Source organism: Nonomuraea sp. NPDC047529, from assembly GCF_040642995.1.
Lineage (GTDB): Bacteria > Actinomycetota > Actinomycetes > Streptosporangiales > Streptosporangiaceae > Nonomuraea.
This window is the reverse complement of the sequence record NZ_JBEYTJ010000025.1, coordinates 115,553-140,050: the sequence shown is the minus strand read 5'-3', so window position 1 is coordinate 140,050 and position 24,498 is coordinate 115,553. Positions and strand designations below refer to the sequence as shown.

General features: G+C 72.5%; 23 protein-coding genes and 1 riboswitch. Of the genes, 9 read left to right on the top strand and 14 right to left on the bottom strand.

What is annotated here, in order from left to right; translation table 11 throughout:
* Positions 1-201: 201 nt before the first annotated feature.
* Together ABZ815_RS33070 and ABZ815_RS33065 are read right to left on the bottom strand one after the other, a co-directional pair.
* Positions 202-969 carry a protein phosphatase 2C domain-containing protein gene (locus ABZ815_RS33070; RefSeq protein ID WP_357704891.1) on the bottom strand — a complete coding sequence of 256 codons (768 nt, stop codon included), beginning with the start codon at positions 967-969 and terminating at the stop codon, positions 202-204.
* 5 nt (positions 970-974) lie between these two features.
* On the bottom strand, positions 975-2,090 hold the full coding sequence (locus ABZ815_RS33065; protein WP_357704889.1) for a Xaa-Pro peptidase family protein: 1,116 nt from the start codon (positions 2,088-2,090) through the stop codon (positions 975-977).
* Positions 2,091-2,266: 176 nt separating this feature from the next.
* Here ABZ815_RS33065 and ABZ815_RS33060 point away from each other — a divergent pair, with 176 nt between their 5' ends.
* Together ABZ815_RS33060 and ABZ815_RS33055 are read left to right on the top strand one after the other, a co-directional pair.
* On the top strand, positions 2,267-3,514 hold the full coding sequence (locus ABZ815_RS33060) for a SpoIIE family protein phosphatase (protein ID WP_357704887.1): 1,248 nt from the start codon (positions 2,267-2,269) through the stop codon (positions 3,512-3,514).
* A 10-nt stretch (positions 3,515-3,524) separates the two neighbouring features.
* A complete protein-coding gene (locus tag ABZ815_RS33055) occupies positions 3,525-4,418 on the top strand; it encodes a 5'-3' exonuclease H3TH domain-containing protein (protein ID WP_357704951.1) in 894 nt (297 codons plus the stop codon).
* Here ABZ815_RS33055 and menD read toward each other — a convergent pair.
* Together menD and ABZ815_RS33045 are read right to left on the bottom strand one after the other, a co-directional pair.
* On the bottom strand, positions 4,408-6,069 hold the full coding sequence (gene menD / locus ABZ815_RS33050) for a 2-succinyl-5-enolpyruvyl-6-hydroxy-3-cyclohexene-1-carboxylic-acid synthase (protein WP_357704885.1): 1,662 nt from the start codon (positions 6,067-6,069) through the stop codon (positions 4,408-4,410). The two genes, ABZ815_RS33055 and menD, sit on opposite strands and share 11 nt — an antisense overlap.
* On the bottom strand, positions 6,066-6,992 hold the full coding sequence (locus tag ABZ815_RS33045; protein ID WP_357704883.1) for an o-succinylbenzoate synthase: 927 nt from the start codon (positions 6,990-6,992) through the stop codon (positions 6,066-6,068). Before ABZ815_RS33045 ends, menD begins: the two co-directional genes overlap by 4 nt.
* 49 nt (positions 6,993-7,041) lie before the next feature.
* On the opposite strand from ABZ815_RS33045, the gene ABZ815_RS33040 reads away from it, so the two are divergent.
* The 3 genes from ABZ815_RS33040 (at position 7,042) to ABZ815_RS33030 (ending at position 10,045) form a co-directional block, all read left to right on the top strand.
* Entirely contained in the window at positions 7,042-8,187 is a 1,146-nt protein-coding gene (locus ABZ815_RS33040) for an AMP-binding protein (protein ID WP_357704881.1), read from the top strand.
* A 44-nt stretch (positions 8,188-8,231) separates the two neighbouring features.
* A complete protein-coding gene (locus ABZ815_RS33035) occupies positions 8,232-8,546 on the top strand; it encodes a hypothetical protein (RefSeq protein ID WP_357704879.1) in 315 nt (104 codons plus the stop codon).
* 173 nt (positions 8,547-8,719) lie between these two features.
* On the top strand, positions 8,720-10,045 hold the full coding sequence (locus ABZ815_RS33030; protein ID WP_357704878.1) for an RNA polymerase sigma factor: 1,326 nt from the start codon (positions 8,720-8,722) through the stop codon (positions 10,043-10,045).
* A 161-nt stretch (positions 10,046-10,206) separates the two neighbouring features.
* Here the strand turns inward: ABZ815_RS33030 and ABZ815_RS33025 are convergent, their stop codons facing one another.
* Entirely contained in the window at positions 10,207-10,584 is a 378-nt protein-coding gene (locus tag ABZ815_RS33025) for a hypothetical protein (RefSeq protein WP_357704876.1), read from the bottom strand.
* 130 nt (positions 10,585-10,714) lie between these two features.
* On the opposite strand from ABZ815_RS33025, the gene ABZ815_RS33020 reads away from it, so the two are divergent.
* Complete coding sequence (locus ABZ815_RS33020) at positions 10,715-11,275, top strand: TetR/AcrR family transcriptional regulator C-terminal domain-containing protein (protein ID WP_357704874.1); 561 nt, start codon at positions 10,715-10,717, stop codon at positions 11,273-11,275.
* Positions 11,276-11,473: 198 nt separating this feature from the next.
* Positions 11,474-11,671, top strand: coding sequence for a DUF5999 family protein (locus tag ABZ815_RS33015; RefSeq protein WP_125637444.1), 198 nt, complete (start codon positions 11,474-11,476; stop codon positions 11,669-11,671).
* Here ABZ815_RS33015 and ABZ815_RS33010 read toward each other — a convergent pair.
* Positions 11,628-12,263, bottom strand: a complete 636-nt coding sequence (locus tag ABZ815_RS33010) for an alpha/beta family hydrolase (RefSeq protein ID WP_357704871.1) — start codon at positions 12,261-12,263, stop codon at positions 11,628-11,630. The genes ABZ815_RS33015 and ABZ815_RS33010 overlap by 44 nt on opposite strands.
* Positions 12,264-12,345: 82 nt before the next feature.
* Between ABZ815_RS33010 and ABZ815_RS33005 the strand changes: the two genes are divergently transcribed.
* On the top strand, positions 12,346-12,702 hold the full coding sequence (locus tag ABZ815_RS33005; RefSeq protein ID WP_357704869.1) for a hypothetical protein: 357 nt from the start codon (positions 12,346-12,348) through the stop codon (positions 12,700-12,702).
* A 17-nt stretch (positions 12,703-12,719) separates the two neighbouring features.
* Here ABZ815_RS33005 and ABZ815_RS33000 read toward each other — a convergent pair whose 3' ends face one another.
* The 8 genes from ABZ815_RS33000 to ABZ815_RS32965 form a co-directional block, all read right to left on the bottom strand.
* Entirely contained in the window at positions 12,720-13,520 is an 801-nt protein-coding gene (locus ABZ815_RS33000; RefSeq protein ID WP_357704867.1) for a hypothetical protein, read from the bottom strand.
* Between the two features lie 126 nt (positions 13,521-13,646).
* Positions 13,647-16,478, bottom strand: a complete 2,832-nt coding sequence (gene gcvP / locus ABZ815_RS32995; RefSeq protein WP_357704865.1) for an aminomethyl-transferring glycine dehydrogenase — start codon at positions 16,476-16,478, stop codon at positions 13,647-13,649.
* A gap of 166 nt (positions 16,479-16,644) precedes the next feature.
* A riboswitch (glycine riboswitch) is annotated at positions 16,645-16,741 on the bottom strand.
* Positions 16,742-16,789: 48 nt separating this feature from the next.
* Positions 16,790-17,410, bottom strand: coding sequence for a MerR family transcriptional regulator (locus ABZ815_RS32990; RefSeq protein ID WP_357704863.1), 621 nt, complete (start codon positions 17,408-17,410; stop codon positions 16,790-16,792).
* Between the two features lie 147 nt (positions 17,411-17,557).
* On the bottom strand, positions 17,558-18,028 hold the full coding sequence (locus ABZ815_RS32985; protein WP_090771501.1) for a bifunctional nuclease family protein: 471 nt from the start codon (positions 18,026-18,028) through the stop codon (positions 17,558-17,560).
* A gap of 132 nt (positions 18,029-18,160) precedes the next feature.
* Positions 18,161-18,787 (bottom strand): MerR family transcriptional regulator, encoded by a 627-nt coding sequence (locus tag ABZ815_RS32980; RefSeq protein ID WP_357704861.1) that lies wholly within the window; start codon positions 18,785-18,787, stop codon positions 18,161-18,163.
* 23 nt (positions 18,788-18,810) lie between these two features.
* Positions 18,811-19,323 (bottom strand): FHA domain-containing protein, encoded by a 513-nt coding sequence (locus ABZ815_RS32975; RefSeq protein ID WP_357704859.1) that lies wholly within the window; start codon positions 19,321-19,323, stop codon positions 18,811-18,813.
* 262 nt (positions 19,324-19,585) lie between these two features.
* On the bottom strand, positions 19,586-22,090 hold the full coding sequence (locus tag ABZ815_RS32970; RefSeq protein ID WP_357704857.1) for a mannose-1-phosphate guanyltransferase: 2,505 nt from the start codon (positions 22,088-22,090) through the stop codon (positions 19,586-19,588).
* Positions 22,091-22,094: 4 nt separating this feature from the next.
* Positions 22,095-22,676 carry a CDP-alcohol phosphatidyltransferase family protein gene (locus tag ABZ815_RS32965; protein WP_357704855.1) on the bottom strand — a complete coding sequence of 194 codons (582 nt, stop codon included), beginning with the start codon at positions 22,674-22,676 and terminating at the stop codon, positions 22,095-22,097.
* 167 nt (positions 22,677-22,843) lie between these two features.
* Here ABZ815_RS32965 and ABZ815_RS32960 point away from each other — a divergent pair, with 167 nt between their 5' ends.
* On the top strand, positions 22,844-24,478 hold the full coding sequence (locus ABZ815_RS32960; protein ID WP_357704853.1) for a hypothetical protein: 1,635 nt from the start codon (positions 22,844-22,846) through the stop codon (positions 24,476-24,478).
* Positions 24,479-24,498 lie beyond the last annotated feature (20 nt).

Below are 24,498 nucleotides of genomic sequence, written 5' to 3'. Positions count from 1 at the left end.
ACCCGCACGGTACGCAGCTCATGGGCGACGCCCCCCAACGGCCGGACGAATGCACCTGCCGGAGAATTGTTTCATGATCACGTAAGGCCGATCAAGGCGTCCCCGCCCTCACCCGCCCACCCCACCGATACCCACGAACGCCCTCCTGCCCTCGCACCCCCCTCCTGGGACGCCAACTCACGGCAGACAGGCGGGAGGCGGTCAGGGGGTGGGCGGAAAGGCGGCCCAGAGGGCGGTGGCGTCGTCGTGTCGTTTGCCGCGCACCGCTCCCCGCTCGACCTCCAGCCCCCGCACGGCCGCGATGAGCGCCCCCGGCCCCCCGCCGATCAGCTCGGCCAGCACGGACTCCCAGCTCCACCCGTACCACTCCACGAGCCGGGTCACCCCGTCGGTGAACAGCCCGGCCCCCAGCAGCCCGGACGCCTCCACGACCCCGCTGACCGCCTGCCCGGCGGCCTCGGGACGGGTGGAGGCCACCCAGAACCCGCCCTCGGCGTTGCGCATGCGCCGCACCAGCTCCGGCGAGTACGGCCGCCCGCCCGGCAGCCGCTCGACCCGGTCGTCGCCGATGACCTCGGCCCCGCCGCCGGCCCGCGCGAGGACGACCGGGGAGTCACCCAGCACCAGGTACTCCACCACTCCCCCGCCGAAGCGCAGCATGGCCACGGTCGCGGACGGCGAGTCGGGGTCGCCCAGGTCGCACGTGCCGGAGTGGGCGCCCATGGTGACGGAGATGGCCTCGGCCAGGATCTCGCCCAGCGACGAGCGCCCGTCGGCGGCCAGCCCGGCCGCCAGCGCCCCGCCGAGCCGCCCGACCAGCCACGCGACGTCGTGGGCGCACCCGCCGCCGGCCCCGGGCGCCGCCGTGGCCCCGTCGAGCACGACCGCCCACGAGGGCCCGGCCACCGCCAGGTCCTCGTTGGGGTGCGCCGACCCGGGCCGGGTGGCGTACCTGACCTCGGTGAACACGACCGTTACGGCTGGACGATCACCAGTTCGCGCGGCGTGTTGTTCAGCCGCTCGCCGCCGGTCTCGGTGCACACGACGATGTCCTCGATCCGGGCGCCGTGGCGGCCGGGCAGGTAGATGCCGGGCTCGACGGAGAAGGCGAACCCGGCCTCCATCGGCTCGTCGTTGCCCGAGACGATGTAGGGCTCCTCGTGCGTCTCGATGCCGATGCCGTGGCCGGTGCGGTGGATGAAGTAGTCGCCGTAGCCCGCCTCGGCGATGACGTCGCGGGCCGCCGCGTCGATCGACTCGCACGACACGCCCGGACGCACCGCGGCGCAGGCGGCGTCCTGGGCCCGGCGCAGCACCTCGTAGTAGGCGGCGAACTCGGCGGGCGGCTCGCCCACGCTGTAGGTGCGCGTGGAGTCGGAGCAGTAGCCGTTGTGGAGCTGGCCGCCGATGTCGACCACGACCGGCTCGCCGGCCTGGATCACCCGGTCGGACACGTCGTGGTGGGGGCTGGCGCCGTTGGGCCCTGAGGCGACGATGACGAAGTCGACCGTGGCGTGGCCGGCGGCCAGGATCGCCTCGGCGATGTCGCGACCCACCTCGCGCTCGGTACGGCCGGCGCGCAGCAGATCGGGCACCTGCCGGTGGACCGCGTCGATGGCCTCTCCCGCCTCGCGCAGGGCCGCCACCTCGGCCGGGGACTTGCGCATGCGCAGGTCGCGCAGCACCGTGCCGGCCAGCACCTGCTCGGCCTCCGGCAGCACCTCGCGGAAGCGCAGCGACGACATCGCCCACATGCGGTCGGCCAGGCCCACCTTGGCCACCCGGCCCAGCCGGGAGGCGGCGATGCGGTAGGGGTCGTCGGTCTCGTCCCAGGCCACGAACTCCAGCCCGAGCCGGGCGGCGGGCGAGGCCTGCGCGGCCGGCAGCTCCAGCCGGGGCACCATCATGTACGCCTCCCCCGAGGCGGGCACCACGAGGCAGGTCAGCCGCTCCAGCGGCTTGGCGTCGTAGCCGCTGACATAGCGCAGGTCGGGCCCGGGGGTGAGCAGCAGGGCGTCGAGACCGGCCTTGGCGGTGGCCTCCTGAGCGGCGGCAAGACGGGACACGGGATACAGGTCTGAGGACGTCACGAGCCAAATCTACTCGGACGGCCGGCGGCCTCACTCCAGCAGGCCGCTTGTCCGCCGAGGGCTAAAATCCCCGAAAACTTCTCACAACAAGAGAGCCCATGGCTACACTCCGTTGCACGTTGATCACGTATTGTGGGGTCAATTGTCCAGTTCCACTGCACTTTGAGAGTGAGGCCATGGTCGACTTCGCAGGCGCGGCAGAGCTGGTCAGGCAGGGAGCGCCGCACGGGCGGGCGCGCGGGGCCGGCGCTGAGCTGCTGGCCGTCCGGCTCGCCCACGCCGAGCGGCTGGGCAACATGGGCTGGGCCGAGTGGAACCTGCGCACCGGGGCGGCGCTCTGGTCCGACCAGGTCTACGCGATCTTCGGAAGGGACCGCGAGGAGGGGCCGCTGTCCCTTCCCGACCTGGCCGTCATGGTGGAGCCCGCCGACCTCGACGCGCTCGACCGGCTGCTGTGGCAGGTGGTGGAGGGCGTCGAGGCCGTGCACGCGGAGTTCCGCGTCCGGCGCGGCACAGGCGAGCTGCGCGACCTGCGCGTCGTGCTCGAACCGCTGATGTCCGCCGGCGGCCCGGTCGGCATGCACGGCGTCATCCAGGACATCACCGGCCGCCGCAGGGCCGAGCGCATGATGTCGGAGTCGCGCCGCCAGCTCCTGGAGGCCCGCGAGCAGGCGGCCGAGGAGCGCAACGTGATGCTGGCGCTGCGCGAGGCGATCCTGCCCGCGCCCACCGGCTGCCTCGACCTGCCGGGGGCCCGGATCGCCGTCCGCTACGTGCCGGCCGAGAAGACCGCGAGCCTGGGCGGCGACTGGTTCGAGGCCGCGACCACGCCCGACGGCCGCCTGCTGCTGGCCATCGGCGACGTGTCGGGCCACGGCCTGCCCGCCATCGCCCACATGGCCCACCTGCGCCACGCGCTCGTCGGCCTGACCATGACCGGCCGGCCCGCCGACCGCCTGCTGTCCTGGCTCAACGACCTGGTGCTCCACCAGCTCAAGGACACCACCGCCACGGCCGTCATCGGCCACCTCGACCCCGGCACGCTGCTGTTCACCTGGGGCCAGGCGGGCAACCTCGACCCCATTCTGGTGCGCGACGGCCGGGCGACCCGGCTGGGCAGGCCGCGGGGCGTGCTGCTCGGCGCGGTCTCCGGGCGGCCCTACGAGCTGGCCCACACCCGGCTGCGGCCCGGCGACCTGCTGCTGATGTTCACCGACGGGCTGGTCGAGCGGCGCACCCGCGACATCGACGTCGGCCGGGAGCTGGTCCTGGCCGCCGCCGCCGGTCTGTCCGCCCACGACCTGGAGGCCGGGCTCGACCGCCTCCTGGCCGACATCGGCGGGCCCAACCCCGAGGACGACGCGTGCCTGCTGGCCGTCGCCGTCCCGGAGCCGGACGGGAGGGCGGCGGGAGTGCGACCATAGACGGGTGCTCATGCTTCTGGACACACCGTCCCTCTACTTCCGCGCCTTCTACGGCATCCCGGAGTCGATCAAGGCGCCCGACGGCTCCCCGGTCAACGCGGTGCGCGGCCTCATCGACATGATCGCCACCCTGGTCCGCCGGCACTCCCCGGCCGCGCTCGCCGCGACCATGGACGCCGACTGGCGGCCCGCCTTCAGGGTGGCGGCGATCCCGACGTACAAGGCGCACCGGGTGGCCCACGGCGACGCCGAGGAGGTGCCCGAGGCGCTGGTGCCGCAGATCGCCGTGATCAACGAGGTCCTCGACGCCGTGGGCATCGCCCGTCCCGAGTCGCCCGGCTTCGAGGCCGACGACGTGATCGGCACCCTCACCCACCAGGCCGAGGGCGCCGTCGAGATCGTCACCGGCGACCGCGACCTGTTCCAGCTCGTCGACGACTCGCGCCCGGTCCGCGTCCTGTACACCGCGCGCGGCATCCGCAACCTGCAGTTCGTGGACGAGGCGTTCGTCACCGCCAAGTACGGCATCCCCGGCCGCGCCTACGCCGACTTCGCCACCCTGCGCGGCGACCCCAGCGACGGCCTGCCCGGCGTGCCCGGCGTCGGCGAGAAGACGGCGGCGGCCCTGATCACCCGGTTCGGCTCGCTCGCCGCGCTGCTGGAGGCGCTCGACTCCGGCGTCACCGAGGGGTTCCCGGCCGGCAGCCGCAACCGCCTGGCCGCCGCCCGCGACTACCTCGACGCCGCGCCGGCCGTGGTCGAGGTGGCCTCCGAGGCGCCGCTGCCCGCCGCCGACCTGACGTTGCCGGACAAGCCGCGCGACCCGGAGGCCCTGGTGGCCCTGGCCGACCGCTACGGGCTCGACAGCCCGCTCAACCGCCTGCTGGAGGCGCTCAGGAGTTGAGGAACTCCCGCACGGCGTCCTGGGCCGCCTCGCGCAGGCGGCCGTGCACGGCCGCGTTCTCCTCGCGGTCGGTGCGCACCTCCACCACCCGCGGCCCCTCGCCGCGCATCGCCTTGGGCAGGTCGCCGACGTCCCCGAGCAGCGTGTACGGCGTCCCGGTCGCGGCGGCGGCGTAGGCCAGGTCCACGCCGTGCGGCGTGCCGAAGACCCGCTCGAACGAGTCGCGCACCGTCGCCTGCGGCAGCAGCGAGAAGATGCCGCCGCCGTCGTTGTTGACGACGACCAGGCACAGGTCGGGCCGGGGCTCGCGCGGGCCGAGGATCAGCCCGTTCTGGTCGTGCAGGAACGACAGGTCGCCGAGCAGCGCGTACGAGGGCCCGTTGTGCGCCAGCGCGGCCCCCATGGCCGTGGACACCAGCCCGTCGATGCCGGAGGCGCCCCGGTTGGCCATCAGCCTGATCCCGCGCCGCGGCCGCATGGTCTGGTCGAGGTCCCTGATCGGCATCGAGGAGCCGCAGAACAGCAGCGCGCCGTTGGGCAGCGCGTCGACCAGGTCGCGGGCCAGGCGCGGCTCGGTGGTGCCGGAGACGTCCAGGACGGCGTCGAGGCCCGCCCGGACGGCCGCGTCGGCCTGCCGCCAGGCGTGCAGCCAGCTGTCGTCGCCGGAGGCGACCGGGATCTCCACGGCCTGCGCGACCTGCGTGGCCGATCTGGTCGGGTCGGGCCAGCGGTCGAGGTCGGGGGCGACCACGATGTGCTCCTCGGCCCGCTTCAGCCACGACAGCAGCGGTCGCGACAGTCCGGGGCGGCCCAGCGTGACGACCACGTCGGGGCGGTGGGAGTCGGCGAACTCGGGCGTGCCGAGCAGGTAGTGGTAGCTGGAGATGGAGTGGTCGCCGTAGCGGGCGCCGCCGTTGGGCTCCGACAGCACCGGCCAGCCCGCCATGCCTGCGGCGGCCACGTACCGCCGGACGTTGGCCGCGCCGTCGCCGACGACGAGCACGCCGCGCCGGGTGGGCGGGATGTGCAGGGCGATGGGCGGGGGCGCGACGCGGGCCCGCACCCAGGGGCCGTTCGCGCCGCCGTCGAGCGCCTCGGACCAGCTCGTGTCACCGTCGGGGATCAGCGGCTCCCTGAAGGCCATGTTGAGGTGCACCGGGCCGGGGTTGGCCGGGCCGGAGGCGCGCTGGTAGGCGCGGCAGGCCAGCGAACGCCAGTAGGCGACCATGCCGGGACGGTCTTCGGGCACGCCGACCTCGGCGAACCAGCGGGTGGCGGTGCCGTACAGCTTGACCTGGTCGATCGTCTGGTTGGCGCCGGTGCCGCGCAGCTCGGGCGGGCGGTCGGCGGTCAGGACGAGCAGCGGCACGCCCGACTCGTTCGCCTCGATCACCGCCGGGTGGAAGTTGGCCGCGGCCGTGCCGGAGGAGCAGATCAGCGCCACCGGCCGCTCGGAGCGCTTGGCCAGGCCGAGCGCCAGGAAGGAGGCCGAGCGCTCGTCGACGCGCACGTGCAGGCGCACCCGCGACTCGGCGTGCAGCGCCAGGGCGAGGGGGGCCGAGCGCGAGCCGGGCGCGAGCACCACGTCGGTCAGGCCACAGCGCACCAGCTCGTCCACGAGCACCGTGGCCAGCGCGGTTGCGGGATTCAACGTGAGGCCTCCTGCATCCGGCGAAGCCACTGGGGAGATTCGATCTCAAATTCCGACAAATGCTGAAAATTCACCGACGGGCGTCGTACCGGGAGCCAGCCGTCCACGGGCGTCAGCGAGTCCTCCACCACGTCGCCCGTCAGCAGCGACATCGTGCCGAGCCCGCACGCGTACGGCAGCGACGGCAGCGCCGCCGCCAGCGCGACCCCCGCCGCCAGCCCCACGGACGTCTCCACGGCGCTGGAGACCACGGCCGGCAGCCCGCAGGACTCCACCACCCGCAGCGCGGCGCGCACCCCGCCCAGCGGCTGCACCTTGACCACCGCGATGTCGGCCGCCTCGGCCGCCCTGACCCGCAGCGGGTCCTCGGCGCGCCGGATCGACTCGTCGGCCGCGATCGGCACGTCGACCGCCCTGCGCACCGCCGCCAGCTCCTCCAGCGTCGCGCACGGCTGCTCGGCGTACTCCAGGCCGAACCGGTCGAGGCGCTTGAGCCGGGTGACGGCCTCGTCGACCTCCCAGGCGCCGTTGACATCGATCCTCAGCAGCCCGGACGGCCCCAGCGCGTCGCGCACCGCCTCCACCCTGGCCAGGTCGTCGGCGAACGTCTGGCCGCGCTCGGCCACCTTGACCTTCGCCGTGCCGCAGCCCGAGCGTCTCACCAGCTCATGGGCCTGCTCGGCGTCGACCGCCGGGACGGTGGCGTTGACCGGGACGCGGTCGCGCACCGGCTCCGGCCACCCCTCGAAGGCGGCCTCGCGGGCGCACGCCAGCCAGCGGGCGCACTCGCGCGGGCCGTACTCGGGGAACGGGGAGAACTCCCCCCAGCCCGCCGGACCGTGCAGCAGCACGCCTTCTCTGACGGTCTGCCCGCGAAACCGCGTCCGCATCGGAATCCGGAAGACCACGGGAGAACGCGTCACGACCCTACCCTGCACCTGTGTCCGACCTGTCGCCATTAACCTTACGAGCATGTGGAGGAACCCGTCGCATCCGGACCGTCCGCTGCATGCCATTGTGCAGCCTCCGGGACCCGGCCTTTTCACCGCGATCCGCGACGCGCTCTCCGGCGACGGCCCCGCCGTCCTGCCGCTCCAGCCGGGCCACGAGCACCAGGTCCTCCAGGCGCTGCGCCCCACGCACGTCGACGGCGAGCCGCGGCCCGGCGGCGCCGGCGTCCCGGACGACGTGGCGGTCGTGATCGCCACCAGCGGCAGCACCGGCGTCCCCAAGGGCGTGCAGTTGTCGGCGTCCGCGCTGCGCGCCTCGGCGTCGGCGTCGCTGAGCAGGATCGGGGCCGGCGAGGGCGACCGGTGGTTGTGCTGCCTGCCCGTCTCCCACGTCTCGGGGCTGCAGGTGCTGGTCCGCGCCCTGCTGTCGGGCAGTGAGCCGCTCATCCACCCCGCCTTCGACATGCGGGCCGTGCTGTCCTCCGGCGCCGACCACGTCTCCCTGGTGCCGACGCAGCTCCACCGGCTGGTCGAGGCGGGCGCGGACCTGTCGGTGTTCCGCACGATCCTGCTCGGCGGCGCGGCGCCCCGGTCGGGGCTGGTCGAGCGGGCCGTGGAGCTCGGCGCGCGGGTGGTCACCACGTACGGGATGAGCGAGACGTGCGGCGGCTGCGTCTACGACGGCGAGCCCCTTTACGATGTAGATCTCAAAATCGGCGAGGACGGCCTGATCAGGATCGCCGGGCCGGTGCTCTTCTCCGGCTACCGCTTCGCCGGGCAGACGCCGCTCGACGGCGACTGGTTCGTCACCTCCGACCTCGGCGAGCTGAGCGACGGCCGGCTGCGCGTCCTCGGCCGGGCCGACGACGTCGTCAACACCGGCGGCGAGAAGGTCGTGGCCGCCGTGGTGACCGCGGTGCTCGGCGCGCACCCCGAGATCGCCGACGTGGCCGTGGCCGGCCTGCCCGACCCGGAGTGGGGTGAGGCGGTCACCGCGTTCGTGGTGCCGTCCGACCCGGCCGCGCCGCCCACGCTGGCCGAGTTGCGCGCCTTCTGCCGCGACCGGCTGCCCGCCCACGCCGCCCCGCGCGGCCTGCGCCTTCTCCCCCACCTGCCGCTGCTGCCCAACGGCAAGACCGATCTCGTACGGCTGCGTACAGGAACCTGACGCGCCGCGGCTGCGTCATAACGGGGAGAAGGAAGGGAGCCTTCATGAACCAGACCCGCAAGATGTGGGCGTCCGTGATCGTCGTCGGCGTGATCGTCGTCGGTGGCGCGTCGGTCGCGGCGGCCGCCTCGGCGGGCAGGCTCGACGCGGTCGCGAGGAAGACCCAGGCCGAGATCGAGCAGGCGCCGCCGACCGGCCGGCCGGTCCCCGCGCCCGACCGCACCGAGGGCATCGTGGTCTCCACGGAGGTCAACCCCGACCCGCGCGAGGTCATCGACTACTGGACCGGCAACCGCATGGAGGAGGCCGAGCCGATGCCCATGCCCGAGGCGACCGGAAGCTTCGAGGTGGCGGAGTAGGTTTCCGCCTTCCCGAGGGGTGGCGCGCCCTGCGGGCGTTCCGCCCCTTTTTCATCACCCCGGGAACAAATAGCGATGAATGGCGTTATTGATACTGGTGCGCCGTGCGGAGTGACCACCGCCCCACCACAAACTGCCTGATCGCTTCGACTCCGTACGGAGGAGGTGTCCTCATGCCCAGAACCGCCGTGGCGACCCCGCCCGCGTCTCTCGACCAGCTCATTGAACGAGGGCGAGCCCAGGGTCACCTTTCTCTGGCGGAGCTGCGTGACGCGTTCGCCGAGGCCGGCATCAGCCCCTCTGAAGGCCGCACGATCCTGCGCGAGCTGTCGGAGGCCGGTGTGAGCCTGGCCGCCGAGAACGAGCCGTCCCTGGCCAAGACCGCCGCCAAGAAGACCACCCAGAAGAGCGCTCCGAAGCCGAGGAAGGCTTCTGGGGCAAAGGCTACCGGCCGCACCGCCGCCGAGGCAAAAAACCCGGTGGACGGCAAGCCGGAGCACGAGGAGGACGTGGCCCCCGACGACCTCGAACTGACCGCCGAGGACGTCGAGATCGAGAACGACGCCAATGACCTGGACGACAACCAGTCCGTCATGGGCGACTCGGTGCACACGTACCTGAAGTCGATCGGCCGCCGGACGCTGCTCACCGCCGCCCAGGAGGTCGAGCTGGCCCGCCGGATCGAGGCCGGCCTGTACGCCGAGTACAAGCTGGACTCCGACCCCGACGTGCCGTCGTCCGTGCGCGACGACCTGCACCTGGTCATCGAGGACGGCCGGCAGGCCAAGGACCACATGCTGGAGGCCAACCTGCGGCTGGTGGTCTCGGTGGCCAAGAAGTACACCGACCGCGGCATGTCCCTGCTGGACGTCGTCCAGGAGGGCAACCTGGGGCTGATCAGGGCCGTGGAGAAGTTCGACTACACCAAGGGCTTCAAGTTCTCCACCTACGCCATGTGGTGGATCCGGCAGGCCATCCAGCGCGGCTTCGCCGACTCCGCCCGGACGATCCGGCTGCCCGTGCACGTGCTGGAGATGCTCTCCAAGCTGTCGCGGGTCGAGCGTGACATGCACCAGAGGCTGGGCCGCGAGCCCACGCCCGAGGAGCTGGCCGTCGAGCTCGACAAGACGCCGGACCAGATCGAGGAGCTGCTGCGCACCAGCCGCCAGCCGATCTCGCTGAACGCGACCATCGGCGAGGACGGCGAGACCACGATCGGCGACCTCATCGAGGACGTCGACTCGCCGGAGGCGTCGGAGATCGTCGACCGCCAGCTGCTGGGCGACCAGCTGCGCGGCGTGCTCGACAACCTCTCGCCCCGCGAGGCGAAGATCATGGCCCTGCGGTTCGGCCTGGTGGACGGCAAGCCGCACACCCTGGACGAGATCGGCAAGCACCTCGGCCTGACCCGCGAGCGCATCCGCCAGCTGGAGAAGGAGTCGCTGTCCAAGCTGCGCCACCCGAGCAACACCCGCCCCCTGCTCGACTGGGCCAGCTGACCGACGACCGCCCCCGGCGCCTGCCCACAGAGCGCCGGGGCCGCACACGGAGCCCCGGCATGACGCCGGGCTCTACTCAAGGCCCCAGGTTCCCGCCGAGGGATCAGGAACGCACGAAGAGCCCCGGCGCGCGAGGCGCCGGGGCTTTCGTGTGCCTGTGCTCAGGCGGTGGCGGGCACCGGCCGGGGCACGCGCGGGATGCCCCACATGCGGTTCTCCTCGCGCAGCGTGCGCAGCCGGTCGACCTCGGCCGTCCACAGGGCCCCGGGGGGCGTGGCCTTGGCCTTGCGGCGCGCGATGCGGTCGTCGTAGGACCGCACGCCGAACGTGGCCCGCTGCCCTGCCTCCGCGGCCCGCAGCGCCTCGGTCAGCGCGACGTCGAACGCCCGGCCCGCCGCCAGCAGCTCGATCTCGTCGGCCGCGGCGGCCCGCAGGTCGCGCACGATCGCCTCGGCCTGCCTGGCCTTGTCAAGCAGCTGCGGGAAGCCCTTGGAGATCTCCTGGTCCGCGTGGTAGCGAACCTCGGCCTCACGGCTCACCCGCGGACGGAAAAACGCCATCGACCCTGCCCTTCACGCAGTCTTTGCTGTTCAACCCACAAGGGTACGCCGTCCGACACCGCCTCCGAACACCGGGCGACGGGCGGGGCCGCCCAGTAAGATGATCACCATGCCCGCAAAGAGACCTCCCGTCCCACTCTCCCGCGAGCGCATCATCGAGGCCGCACTCCACATCGCCGACAGCCAGGGGCTGCGCCGGCTCACCATGCGCCGGCTGGGCGACGCCCTGGAGGTGGAGGCCATGGCCATCTACCACCACCTGCCCCGCGGCAAGGAGGCGCTCATGGACGCGCTGGCCGAGCACGTCACGTCGGTGCACGTGGAGCAGGCGGCCACCTGGCAGGAGACGGCCAGGGCGTGGTGCCGGGCGGGCCGGGAACTGCTGCGCGAGCATCCGGGCGTGCTCGCGCTGGCCCTGACCAAGCCTCCCAAGGGCGCCACCGCCGTCGCCATCAGGGAGCAGACCGAACAGCTCGCCGACGGAGGCCTGGGCGACGCCCCGGAGGCCGTACGGGCGTTGCGGGCGTTCGTGTTCGGCAGCGTGGCGGTCGAAGTCCAGCAATCAGGATGGGCTGACCCAGAAGTTGATGAATGGGTCAGGCGGGACGAAAGGGCTGATGTGGACTTCGAAAGAGGGCTCGACGCTTTGCTCAAGGGGTTGCAAACGTAGTGCGCGTGTCGCGCTTGGCCCGTTATCCTGCATAAGGCACGCTGTGTCGAAGGTCACACGACCGGGGGATCCTCCTGTAACAGTCCGAACGGGCTATGTCGGACCGTGTGACGCACGTCGCACACTTGCCAGAACAACAAACCCGAGCCGCTCCCGTCCCTCTCCCGGGAGCACCCACGAGATATCGGAGGCACGCCGATGTGCCCGCACGACCCGGCCTGTCCGTCTGCCGAGGCGCCGGACCGCGAGGCAGCACGCACCCTCGCATGCCACCCCGAGCAGGGGTGGAGCCTTCTCTGCAACGGCGTCGTCCTGTTCGAGGACACCGGGGAGCTCCTGCCCAGCGGCACCGTCATCGCGCCGCACCGGCCCGACCCCCTGGTGGGCGCCGCCTGACGGCGGCGTAACCACCGATCCACCGGGCCACGACCTCGCCCACCCGGGCGGGGTCCCGCTTCAGGTCGTGGCCCTCGCCCGGCAGCACCACCAGCCGGGCGCAGTCGGCGGGATCCGGCACTCCGAACGGATCCCGGTCCCCGTTGACCACCAGCACGTCCACCCCGGCCCCGCGCAGCTCCTCGGCCCTGGAACGCTCCGGCTTGCCCGGCGGGTGCAGAGGGAAGGCCAGCGCCACCACCGCCGCCGCGCCCACCGCCGAGGCCGTACGGCAGGCCACCCGGGCGCCGTTGCTCCGGCCGCCCTGCACCAGCGGCAGCCCCGGCCACCTGGCGCGCAGCTCGCCCAGCACGATCTCCCAGGCCTCGTCCTGCCTGGCCGCCGAGCCCGGCGCCCGCGCCCCCGCGACCCGGAACGCCTGCGACACCCTGGCCACGGTGGCCCCCGCCCCGAGCGCGGCGTCGCGGACGGCCAGCAGATCGGGCGCGTCCACTCCCCCGGCCGAGCCGTGGGTCAGCACCAGCAGCAGCCGCGGCTCGGCCGCCTCCTCGACCTGCACCAGCGCCGGCCCCCGCGGAGTCATGATCTCCATGGCAGCACCGTACCTGGGGAGGATGCGCCGTTGGCCCCCAGGTACGATGACGGCGCGCCGCACAACCGCCATGATGGTTCTCATGCCAGAGATGCGCCCCATCCGCGATGACCTGCAGGCCACCCTCGACGCCCGCCGCGACCTCGGCCCCGACTACGAGGCCGCGCTCGTCGAGTCCTTCGTCGAACGGCTCGACGCCACCATCGCCGCCCGCGTCCAGGCCGAGCTGGGCGGCCACGGCGTGGCCCCGGTCAAGCCCCGGCAGCGGCAGGGCAACGGCGCCGCCATGATCCCCGTCGCGCTGGGCTCGATGGGCCTCGGCATCCCACTGACCGCCATCGCGGTCGGCAACTCGGGCCTGGTGGGCCTGACCATCACGTGGCTGGCCATCGTCGCCATCAACGTGGCCGCCGCCGTGGCCATCATGCGGCGCGGCTGAGCCCTCAGGGGGCCGGGTCAGGCGTCGCGGTGGAAGCGCAGCCGCACCTCGGCGGCCATGGTCTCGTCCTCGTGTTCGAGGCCGTAGGTCCACACCTGGCCGGCGTCCTCGGTGCGCCCGCGCAGCGGCAGCGTGCGGGCCAGCAGCTCGATGGCCAGCGCTCCCGTCTGGGGGTCGGCCCCGCTCTCGACGGCCTCGGCGAACTCCGCGCAGGCCAGCTCCAGGTGCGCGATGCCGAGCAGCACCCGCAGCCCCGGCAGCTCCCGCGCCGGGGCGAACTCCAGCGCGTCCAGCAGCAGGCCGGCCGCCTCGCCCGGATCACCGTGCTCCAGCAGCGTCTCGGCGAGCTGGCGGGCCGCGTGCGCGGTGGCCTCGGCGTCGCCCACGTCGATGCCCGCGTCGAAGGCGGCGCGCAGCTCCTTGTCGGCCTCCTGCGGGCTGCCGGCCAGCCGGGCCAGCGCGAGGTGGGCCAGCGGCACGTAGGCCGGCGTGCCGACGCCGAGCACGGCCTGCCAGGCGGCCCTGGCCTGGTCGTCGCGGCCCTCACGCTCGAAGCCCTGGGCCAGGTGGCAGGCGGCCTGGGCGGCGTACTCGGGATGGCCGGTGGCCAGCGCGGTGCGGGCCGCGGCGCGGGCGGCGTCGGTGTCGCCGCGTTCGTCGAGCACCACGGCAAGCCCCACGGCCGCCTGGGCCCGGTCGGGGCTGTCGGGGTCGGCGACCAGCTCGGTCAGTATCGCCGCCGCACCGTCGAGGTCGCCGCCCTCGGCCAGGCGGCGGGCGGTGTCGAGAGGCGGGGTCTCCAGCTCTGAGAACGTCAAGAGAGCTCCTTCGGGCGACGGATCGCACCGAGCCTAACGGCTCGTCGCGATCATGTCTGCTCACTTGACGGTGTGGGACTGGGCCGCGCCGGAAGCGGGCCCCCGGGCGGGGACCCGCTTGCGGGATCAGTCCTCGTACGCCTCAAGAGGCGGGCAGGAGCACACCAGGTTGCGGTCGCCGTACGCCTGGTCGATGCGGCGCACCGGCACCCAGTACTTGCCCTCGCGCAGCGAGGCCAGCGGGTAGGCCGCCTCGGTCCGCGAGTACGGGTGCGGCCACTCGTCGGCGGTGACCGACTCGGCCGTGTGCGGCGCGTTGCGCAGCGGGTTGTCGGTCTTGTCGTAGTCGCCGGAGGCCACCTTGGCGATCTCGCCGCGGATGGCGATCATGGCGTCCACGAACCGGTCGAGCTCGTTCAGGTCCTCGCTCTCGGTCGGCTCGATCATCAGCGTGCCGGCCACCGGGAACGACATGGTGGGCGCGTGGAAACCGTAGTCGATCAGGCGCTTGGCCACGTCGTCGACGGTGACGCCGGTCTCCTTGGTGATCTGGCGCAGGTCCACGATGCACTCGTGCGCCACCAGGCCGCCGCGGCCGGTGTAGAGCACCGGGTAGTGCGGGGCCAGCCGCCTGGCCAGGTAGTTGGCCGACAGGATGGCCTGCTCGGTGGCCGCCGTGAGGCCCTCGGCGCCCATCATGCGCACGTACGCCCACGAGATCGGCAGGATGCCCGCCGAGCCGTACGGGGCGGCCGAGACCGGGCCGACCGGGCCGCCGTCGCGCAGCGGGTGGCCGGGCAGGTAGGCCGCCAGGTGGCCGCGGACCGCGACCGGACCGACGCCGGGGCCGCCGCCGCCGTGCGGGATGCAGAACGTCTTGTGCAGGTTGAGGTGGGACACGTCGGCGCCGAACTCGCCGGGCTTGGCCAGGCCCACCAGGGCGTTGAGGTTGGCGCCGTCGACGTAGACCTGGCCGCCGGCCTCGTGCACCTTGGCGCAGACCTCGGTGATCGACTCCTCGTACACGCCGTGCGTGGACGGGTACGTCACCATGATCGCGGCCAGCCGCTCGCGGTGCTTGGCGATCTTGGCGTCGAGGTCGGCCAGGTCGACGTTCCCGTCGCTGTCGCAGGCCACGACCACGACCCGCATGCCCGCCATGACGGCGCTGGCCGCGTTCGTGCCGTGCGCCGAGGACGGGATCAGGCACACGTCGCGCTCGGTGTCGCCGTTGGCCTGGTGGTAGGCGCGGATGGCCAGCAGGCCGGCGAACTCGCCCTGGGAGCCCGCGTTCGGCTGGATGGAGACCGCGTCGTAGCCGGTCACCTCGGCCAGCCAGCCCTCCAGCGTGCCGATGAGGTCCCGGTAGCCCTCGGTCTGGGCCTCCGGCGCGTACGGGTGCACGCCCGCGAACTCCGGCCAGGTGATCGGCTCCATCTCGGTGGTCGCGTTCAGCTTCATCGTGCAGGAGCCGAGCGGGATCATCGAACGGTCGAGCGCGATGTCCTTGTCCTGGAGCCTGCGCAGGTAGCGCAGCATCGCGGTCTCGGAGCGGTGGCTGTGGAAGACCGGGTGGGTCAGGAAGTCCGACTCGCGCAGCAGGTCGGCCGGCAGCGCGTCGGCCGCCAGGTCCACGTCCGCGTCCGCGCGCTCGACGCCGAAGGCGGCCCACACCTTGACCAGCTCGGCCGCGCCGGTCTTCTCGTCACAGGCGACGGAGACGTGGTCGTCACCGGCCTGCCACAGGTTGACGCCCCGCTCGGCGGCGGCGGCGACCACCTCGGCGGCCCGGCCGGGCACGCGGACGAGCACGGTGTCGAAGAACTCTCCGTGCACGACCTCCAGGCCGGCCTCGCGCAGCCCGCCGGCCAGCGCGACGGCGTGCCGGTGCACCCGCCGGGCGATCCGGCGCAGGCCCTCGGGGCCGTGGTAGACGGCGTACATGCCGGCGATCACGGCCAGCAGGACCTGGGCGGTGCAGATGTTGCTGGTGGCCTTCTCGCGGCGGATGTGCTGCTCGCGGGTCTGCAGGGCCAGCCGGTAGGCGGGGTCGCCGTCGACGTCGACCGACACGCCGACCAGGCGGCCGGGCATCTGCCGCTGCAGGCCCTCGCGTACGGACATGTAGGCCGCGTGCGGCCCGCCGAAGCCGAAGGAGACGCCGAAGCGCTGGGAGGAGCCGACGGCGATGTCGGCGCCCAGCTCGCCGGGGGCGGCCACGAGCGTGAGGGCCAGCAGGTCGGCGGCGGCCACGACGAGCGCGCCCGCCTCGTGCGCCCTGGCGGCCACGTCGCGGAAGTCGCGCAGGCGGCCCGAGGCGCCCGGGTACTGCACCAGCACGCCGAAGCACTCGGGCAGGTCGCCGTCGAGGTCGTGCTCGACCAGCGTGATGCCGAGCGGCTCGGCGCGGGTGGCCAGCACGGCCTTGGTCTGGGGCAGCGTGTCGGCGTCGACGACGAACACGTCGCTCTTGGACCTGCCCGCCCGGCGGGCCAGCGTCATGGCCTCGGCCGCGGCGGTGCTCTCGTCCAGCAGGGAGGCGCCGGCGACGTCGAGGCCGGTCAGGTCGGAGACGACCGTCTGGAAGTTCAGCAGCGCCTCCAGGCGGCCCTGCGAGATCTCCGGCTGGTACGGCGTGTAGGCGGTGTACCAGCCCGGGTTCTCCAGCAGGTTGCGCCGGATGACGGCGGGCGTGACGGTGTCGTAGTAGCCCAGTCCGATCATGGACGTCAGCACCCGGTTGCGGGAGGCCAGCTCGCGCAGCTCGGCGATGGCCTCGGTCTCGCTCGCGGCGGGCGGGAGCTGGAGCCGGTCCTTGGCCCTGATGGCCTCGGGGACGGCCACGGCCACCAGATCGCCGACGGACTCGAAGCCCACGGCCTCGAGCATGCGCTGCTGCTCGGACTCCGATGGGCCGATGTGCCGGGACGAGAACGGCGGAGCGGACAGGTCGGTCATGGAGGTTGCCTCCTGAGGCGTGGAGACCGGCGCCGGGGCGCGGGCGAGTGCCGGATCTCCCCCTCTGTCAGCGCGACGTCATCGCGACCTGAGAGCTTCACCCCGCCGTGGGGCTTGCACCGTCGGTGAGGTGCGCCTGGCGGACGCACCTGCTTTCCAGAGTTGCCTCGCCCGAGCGGTACGGGATGCCTGAGAGATTCCGGGGAGGGTTGCTCCTTCGGCGCCCCAGGACCGAAGCCCAGGGACTCTCCCGCACGGGGTCGTCAGCCTTACTCTGTCCTAGATTACTACGGTGTGTTCAGCGGTTCAGCTCACCCCGTGCGGCGTGCGCGACGCCGCTTGGCGAGCTCGTCAGTGGGATGGTCGGCCGGGACGCTGTCCTCGACCGCCGCCCGTTCCCCCGGCAGCTCCGCGAGGGAGCCCTCGACCTCGCGCCAGACCCGACCGAGCGCGATGCCGAACACGCCCTGCCCGCCCTGGAGGAGATCGATCACCTCGTCGGCCGAGGTGCACTCGTAGACGCTGACTCCGTCGCTCATGAGCGTGATCTGCGCGAGGTCGGCGACCCCGCGGTCACGCAGGTGCTGCACCGCGGTGCGGATCTGCTGCAACGACACGCCCGTGTCGAGCAGCCGCTTGACGACCTTGAGCACCAGGATGTCGCGGAAGCTGTAGAGCCGCTGCGAACCCGAGCCGTGCGCGGCTCTTATCGTGGGCTCCACCAGGCCGGTACGCGCCCAGTAGTCGAGCTGCCTGTAGGTGATGCCGGCCGCCGAGCAGGCCGTGGGCCCGCGGTATCCGATGTCGGCGGGCAGCGTCGTGGGCTGCTCGTCGAAGAGCAGGCCCTGCTCTCCGGCACGCTGCCGCGCGCTCTCGCGCCGCACCGGATCTTCCTGGCCGGCCGTCTTTCCCTCGCCGCTGCTGACCGCCACGCGGACCTCCGGCTTTCTCTCATCCCGCGGCCTGATCTGGGGGTTCGTAAAGGGCGACCACGGGTTTCACTTGCACCGTAGGACCGTGACCATGCTCAGTCAACGATCCGGCTCGGCGCGTCGTGAAGCGTAAATGCACTGAAATACCTACCCCGCCCTGCCGAAGTCCTCGGGAGTGATCGTGTCAAGGAACTCCCTGAACTTCTCCACCTCGTCCTCCTGGTCGTCCGGGATGATCACACCGGCCTCCTGGACCACCTCTTCGCTGGCGAAGATGCGGGCGCCGGTGCGCAGGGCCAGGGCGATCGAGTCGGACGGCCTGGCGCTCACCTCCACGCCGTTGGAGAACACAAGGTCGGCGAAGAAGATACCGTCACGCAGGGCCACGATGTTGACCGCGCGCAGCCCGACGCCGAGCGCGCTCAGCACGTCCCTGAACAGGTCGTGGGTGAGCGGCCGGGGCGGCGGCTCCTCGGCCTGCGCCAGGGCGATCGCGGTCGCCTCGGTCATGCCGATCCAGATCGGAAGGAACCGTTCCCCGTGTGCCTCCTTGAGCAAGACGATCGGCTGATTTGTGGGCATCTCAACTCGAACGCCCACGACCTCCATCTGCAACACGGGCTGCTCCGTATTCGACCGGCCGGTCGCCCGGCACAGCTGTTGACTGGGTCGCTTCTGCTACACGCTTATGCATTTCAACGTAACACCCGGCAGGCCTGGAATGTGCCCCGGCCTTCCAGCTCTGTGCCCTCAGCGGCCCAGGACAGACCTGACCCCGCTGCGCACCAGAGAGGCGTGCAGGTCGAGCAGGAGCTGGGACAGCTCCCTGGCGGCCTCGTCGGCCTCGCCGATGGCTCCGGGGGCGCGCCGCTTGAGTATGGGCGCGACGGTCTGCTCGACCAGGCCGCACTCCCGCTCGGCGGCGGCCTTGACCGCGCGCAGGTGGCGGGCGTGCAGGCCGAAGCGGGCCAGGGCGCCGACGCTGCGCGCGACCTTCAGCGCCTCCTCGTCGTAGCGCCTGGCCACGGGGGCGAGCAGGCCGTAGTCCTCCAGCTCGGCGAGGGTCTCCTCGTCGATGCCGGCGGCCTCCAGCAGCTCGGCCCGGTCGAACCGGATCTCCTGCGTCTGCTGCACCGCGCGCGGAAGGCCGAAGCTCTCCGCCATCCTGTCCTTGATCACCCGCAGCGGCAGGTAGTGGTCACGCTGCTCGGTCAGGATGAAACGCAGTTGCTCGACGTGGAGGTGGGTGAACTTGCGGTAGCCCGAGGGGCTGCGCTCGGGCTCGATGAGCCCCTCACCCTCCAGGAAACGGATCTTGGACACGGTGACGTCGGGGAACTCGCCCTGCAGCAGGGCGAGCACCTCCCCGATGCTCATGTGCGAGCGTGCCGCCTGTGAGCTCATGCGCCGGCGTTGACCCTCATCAGGAAGACGAGGCGGAACTTGCCGATCTGCACCTCGTCTCCGGAGTGCAGGGGGACCTCCTCGATGCGCTCCCGGTTGACGTAGGTGCCGTTGAGGCTGCCGACGTCGCGCACGGAGAACTGGCCGCCGCGATGGCGGTAGAACTCGACGTGGCGGCGGGAGACGGTGATGTCGTCGAGGAAGATGTCGCTCTCCGGGTGGCGCCCGGTCGTGGTGAGGTCCTTGTCGAGCCGGAACCGGCTCCCCTGGTTGGGCCCCCTGGTCACCGAGAGCAACGCCGTGCCGGGCGGGAGCTGTTCGACCAGCGCCCGTTCGGCCAGGAGCATGTCGCCTGTCTCAGCCTCGTACGCCTCGATTCCCGCGACCGAGATCGTCGATGTGGTGTCCCCGGCGACCTCGGGTCTGGTCAGCGGTGACCCACAGCGGGAACAGAAACGGGCATCCTCGGGGTTGGCGTGCCCGCACTGCGTGCAGTAGACGCTCGGCATCGATCGGCTCGGCCTCCTACCGCGAAGACGCGGCGACGGTGCTGGGGACGCGCCTGCCTTCGCTCTTCAAGTTTGCGAATGCCGCAACTTACGCTGATCAGCGGCAAAGGTCAAGGCGGGGCGCTGGACTGTTGGTTCGGACGCTGACAAAGTTACCGCCGCCCCCACCCCGTGGTCCATGCCGCCGCGCGTTTCTACATTACGATCTTGCGGCACTCCGCGCGCACATCGCGTGCGAAGGGTTTTTCGCTACTCTACGTGATCAGACGGCTGCCTGTTCGACCACGCGGGCCCAGCGTTCGAGCAACGCCTGGGCGCCGTCCATGTCGGGGGCCTCGGCCCACAGGTCGGTGACGGGCTCGGCGGCGGCGGGCAGGATCAGCACCCACGAGCCGTCGTCGCGGGCGACCCGCACGCCGTCGGTGGTGTCCACGCGCCAGCCGCCGGGCTCGGCCTCGGCCGCCTCGATGACCGAGCGCATGACCGCGCCCTTGGCCGCCCACTGGGTGGGGACGCTCCGCCGGAGCAGTTTGACCTCGGGGATCCTGGCGTCGATCTGGCTGAGCGACAGCCGGGTGCGGGCCACCAGCCCCAGCAGGCGCATGAACGCGGCCAGGCCGTCGATGGCCGGGCTGAACTCCGGCACGACGAACCCGCCGCGCCCGTCCGCCGCGAAGATCATGTCGGGGCCCTGGGCGGCGGAGGTCAGGGCGTCCAGGGCGGTCGAGGTCCACTGCACCTGCACGCCGTGGAAGCGGCAGACCTGCTCGGCGACGCGCGTGGTGGTGACCGGCAGGGCCACCCGGCCGCCCCTGCGCTCGGCCGCCACCAGGTCCAGCACGACGAGCAGGGCACGTTCCTCGCTGATGAGCTGGCCGGTCTCGTCCACCAGCGCGATGCGTTCGCCGACCGGGTCGAAGCGCACGCCGAAGGCCGCCCGCGAGGAGCTGACCAGCTCCGACAGGCGTTGCAGGCCCCGTCGGCGCTCGGCCAGCGTCTCGGTGGGCGAGACGTCGTCCAGGCGGGCGTTGACGGTGAGCACCTCGACGCCGGCCCGGCTGAGCAGCGTGGGCATCACCAGGGAGGAGGTGCCGCCGGCGCAGTCGACCACGACCTTCATGTCCTTGACGCCGGTCACGCCGATGGCCCGCATCAGCTCGTGCGTGTAGCCCTCGACGGCCCTGGCCGGGTAGTGCAGCTCGGCGATCTCGCCGGGGAAGGCCCGCCGGTACTCCTGGCGGGAGAAGACGCGCTCCAGCTTGCGCTGGGCGGCCGGGGGCAGGTCGGCGCCGCGGTCGTCCATGATGACGATGTCGGCGCTCTGCGGGTCGCCCGGCGTGGTGCGCAGGGCGATGCCGCCGGCGGCCGACTCGCGGGCGGTGTGGAAGCGGGCCACCGGCAGCGGCGCGGCCTCCAGGTCCAGGACGTTGATCGCGGCGGCGGTCAGCGCGCCGATCACGGCCCGTTTGAGCGCCCTGGCGGCCAGGGAGCAGTCGCGGGAGGTGACGACGTAGGCACCCTTGCGCAGGGTGGTGGCGTAGGCGCCGGCCAGCCGGACGCACAGCTCGGCGGTGATCTCGACGTTCACCAGGCCGCTGACGCCGCGGGGGCCGAACAGGTTGCGCTGGCCGCGCGACTCCCAGATGACGCTGGTGTTGACGACCGCGCCGGCCTCGATGGTCTTGAACGGGTAGACCTTGACGCCGCTGGAGACGTACGCCTCGGCCTCGATGACGCATTCGTCGCCGATGACGGCGTCCTCCTCGACGCGGGCGCCGCCCATGACGTCGGTGCTCTTGCCGATCACACAGCCGCGCAGGTGGGCGCCGGGGCCGAGGTAGACGTTGTCGTGGACGACCGCGCGGTGCAGGAAGGCGCCCTCACGCACGACCGCGTTGTTGCCGAGCACGGTGAACTCGCGCAGTTCGGCGCCCGCCTCCACCTTGGCGTAGTCGCCGATCAGCAGCGGGCCCTTCAGGACGGCGTCGGGGTCGACCGTGGCGGAGTCGGCCACCCAGACGCCCGGGGAGAGCTCGAAGCCGCCGATGTCGAGGCGGACCCGGCCGGACAGGGCGTCGGCCTGGGCCTTGAGGTAGCTGGCGTGGGTGCCGACGTCCTCCCAGTAGCCGTCGGCGACGTAGCCGTAGATGGGGGCGCCGCGTTCCAGGAGGGCGGGGAAGACGTCTGATGACCAGTCGACCGGTTCGCCGTCGGCCACGGCGTCGAGGACCTCGGGCTCCATGACGTAGATGCCGGTGTTGACGGTGTCGGAGAAGACCTGGCCCCAGGTGGGCTTCTCCAGGAAACGCTGCACGCGCCCGTTCTCGTCGAGGATGATGATCCCGAATTCGAGCGGGTTGGGGACGCGTTTCAGGCCGATGGTGACAAGAGCCGAATTTTCGCGATGAAAACGGATCATGTCGGATAAGTCGATATCCGTGAGGGCGTCGCCGGAGATGACCAGGAAGCGGTCGTCGCGGAGGCGGTCGGCGGCGTTCTTGACGCTGCCCGCGGTGCCCAGGGGCAGGTCCTCGGTGGCGTACTGGAGGTTCATGCCCAGCTCGTCGCCGTCGCCGAAGTAGTTGCGCACGAGGGCGGCCAGGAACTGGAGGGTGACGACCGTCTCGGTGATGCCGTGCCGTTTGAGCAGGCGCAGGACGTGTTCCATGATCGGGCGGTTGACCACGGGAAGCAGGGGCTTGGGCTGGTTGGCAGTCATCGGACGCAGCCGAGTACCCTCCCCGCCCGCCATGACGACCGCCTTCACCCGATCACTCCTTCGTGGTCGCGGTTACGAGTTGGCGCACCTGCACCACGTACAGGATCCCTGCCCACCAATACAGGCCCGTGCCCCACAACGCGAAGGCCCACCCGGCAATTCGCGCTATTTCGGCATACCACCCGGTGTGGGAGGCGAGGAAGAGCAGCGGGAAGGCGTACATGAGGTTGAACATGGCGGCCTTGCCCAGGAAATGCACCTGAAGTGCCTTATAGCCGTGTTTGCGTAGTACGGGGAACGAACAGGCGACGAAGAGCTCCCGCGCCACGATGACGGCCACCAGCCACCACGGGATGACCTCCCGCAGCAGCAGCGCCAGGATGGTGGCGAAGACGTACAGCTTGTCGGCGGCCGGATCGATCACCCGGCCGAGCTTGCTGGTCTGGTTGAACGCGCGAGCGATCTTGCCGTCGAGCCAGTCGGTGAACCCGGCCACGACGAGGATGCCGATGGCCCACCCGTCCGCCCGGGGGCCCAGGACCAGCCAGAGGAACACGGGGACGCCCAGGAGGCGCAGGAAGCTCAGCAGGTTGGGAACCGTCCAGATCCGGTCCTCGGCGGAAGTTTCGCTCACGCAGAGACCCTACTGCGTGGAACTCCGGCACAGACGCCCCACCAGCGACCATTCCCCGCACGCGGGGAGGACGGGGCGGGAGGAGTGGGCGTTTCGCGGCTTGTGACGGCGGGAAAAGGCTGGGTGATCGATCCCCCCGCGGTGCCGGCCTGGCTTGGGGGGATCGGATGTGGCCCTGGGAGTCCGGCGTGCTGCGGGGCGCGCCGGAGATCGCCTTGTTCCTCTGCCTGGCCCTCGGGTTCGCCCTGGGCCGGATCAGGTTCCGCGGGGTGGCGCTCGGAGGCGTGGCCGGGACGCTGGCCGCGGCGCTGGCCGTCGGGCTGCTGACCGGCGGCGTCACGGTCCACCAGCAGGTGCGCGTGATCGCCTTCGCGATCTTCGCCTTCACCCTCGGCTACACCCTCGGGCCCGCCTTCTTCGCGGCGTTCGCCGGGCGCAACCTGCGGTACCTGTGGTTCACGGTCGCCGAGGTCGTGGGGGCGCTGGCGGTCACGGCGCTCGTGGCCGACGCGTTCGGGCTGGATCCGGGCACCACGGCCGGACTGATCGCGGGGGCGGCGGCCGGGCCGGTGGCGCTGGGGACGTCGGCCGACGCCCTGCAGGCCGCCGGGGTCGCGCAGGGCGCGCTCGGGCCCGCGTACGTCCTGTCCTATCTCTTCGCCCTGGTCACGATCGCGCTGCTGACCGGCCGGGCCGCGCCCGCGGTGCTGCGGTTCGACCCCGGCGAGGAGGCCGCGGCGCTGTGGCGGCGGCTGGACGGCGCGGAGGAGACGCCGCCGCCGGCGGTGCTGGGCAAGGCCCACCAGGTCACCACCGGCGAGGGCAGGACCGTCGGGCAGGCGGAGATCGCGATGGGCACCCGCGTCTCGGTGGAGCGGCTGCGCAGGAACGGCCGGCCGATCCCGTTCGGCCCGGACACGCTGCTGCAGCGGGACGACGAGGTCGTGGTCGTGGGCGTGCGGCAGGACGTCGTCAACGCGGGCGCGGTGGTCGGGCCCGAGGTGCCCGGCGGGCGGGAGCTCGACCTGGACCTGGAGGTGGCCGACGTGACGCTCGCGGGCCGGCCGCCGGCGACCGTGCGGGACCTGCGCGCCGGGCTGTCCGGCCAGGGGGTGCAGGACCTGCACGTGTGCGAGGTGACGCGGGTGGGGTGCCGGTTGCCGGTCCGGCCGGGCACGGAGCTGTGCGCCGGTGACGTGGTGCGGGTGACCGGGATGACACGGGACGTGGACCGGGCGGCCGCCTGGCTCGGGGCGCGGACGGACGCCGGACGCCGGGCCGACGTCGTCTACCTGGCCGCCGGGCTCGTCGCCGGGCTCGTGGCGGGGGTGGCGGGCGGCCTCACGGTGTCGATCGGCTGCCTGGTGGCCGGGCTGGTGTTCGGCCGGGCGCGGGCGGGACGGGCCCGCTTCGGGCAGTACGACGCGGGCGCGGCCCGGGTGGTGGGCGAGGTGTCGCTCGGCGTGTTCGTGGCGGCCCTCGGGCTGTCGGCGGGGCCGGCGGCGGTGGAGCTGGTGGGGCGGCACGCCTGGCAGGTGGCGCTCGGCGCGGTCGCCACGGCCGCGGTGCCCGTGGTGATCTCGCTGGCCATGGGGGCCAAGCTGATGATGTTGCCGCCGCCGCTGGTGCTCGGCGCGGTGACCGGGCAGCACGGCCTGACGACCGTCCTGGGCGCGGTGCGGCGGATGTCGGGGAACGGGACGCCGCTGCTGGCGTACACGGTCGTGCACGCGCTGTCGGGAGCCGTGCTGGCCCTGCTGGGCCCCGCCGCGGTGGCCCTGGCCCGCTCGGTGGGCGCCTGACCGGGCCGCCGGCTTCGCGG

Coding starts and splice junctions, on each gene's coding strand:
- ABZ815_RS33040 (WP_357704881.1), top strand. CDS start 7,042: ATGTGGAGGAACCCGTCGCATCCGGACCGTCCGCTGCATGCCATTGTG.
- ABZ815_RS32980 (WP_357704861.1), bottom strand. CDS start 18,787: ATGAGCATCGGGGAGGTGCTCGCCCTGCTGCAGGGCGAGTTCCCCGAC.
- ABZ815_RS32975 (WP_357704859.1), bottom strand. CDS start 19,323: ATGCCGAGCGTCTACTGCACGCAGTGCGGGCACGCCAACCCCGAGGAT.
- ABZ815_RS33015 (WP_125637444.1), top strand. CDS start 11,474: ATGTGCCCGCACGACCCGGCCTGTCCGTCTGCCGAGGCGCCGGACCGC.
- ABZ815_RS33010 (WP_357704871.1), bottom strand. CDS start 12,263: ATGGAGATCATGACTCCGCGGGGGCCGGCGCTGGTGCAGGTCGAGGAG.
- ABZ815_RS33030 (WP_357704878.1), top strand. CDS start 8,720: ATGCCCAGAACCGCCGTGGCGACCCCGCCCGCGTCTCTCGACCAGCTC.
- ABZ815_RS32960 (WP_357704853.1), top strand. CDS start 22,844: ATGTGGCCCTGGGAGTCCGGCGTGCTGCGGGGCGCGCCGGAGATCGCC.
- ABZ815_RS33020 (WP_357704874.1), top strand. CDS start 10,715: ATGCCCGCAAAGAGACCTCCCGTCCCACTCTCCCGCGAGCGCATCATC.
- ABZ815_RS33055 (WP_357704951.1), top strand. CDS start 3,525: ATGCTTCTGGACACACCGTCCCTCTACTTCCGCGCCTTCTACGGCATC.
- ABZ815_RS33060 (WP_357704887.1), top strand. CDS start 2,267: ATGGTCGACTTCGCAGGCGCGGCAGAGCTGGTCAGGCAGGGAGCGCCG.
- ABZ815_RS33035 (WP_357704879.1), top strand. CDS start 8,232: ATGAACCAGACCCGCAAGATGTGGGCGTCCGTGATCGTCGTCGGCGTG.
- gcvP (WP_357704865.1), bottom strand. CDS start 16,478: ATGACCGACCTGTCCGCTCCGCCGTTCTCGTCCCGGCACATCGGCCCA.
- ABZ815_RS33005 (WP_357704869.1), top strand. CDS start 12,346: ATGCCAGAGATGCGCCCCATCCGCGATGACCTGCAGGCCACCCTCGAC.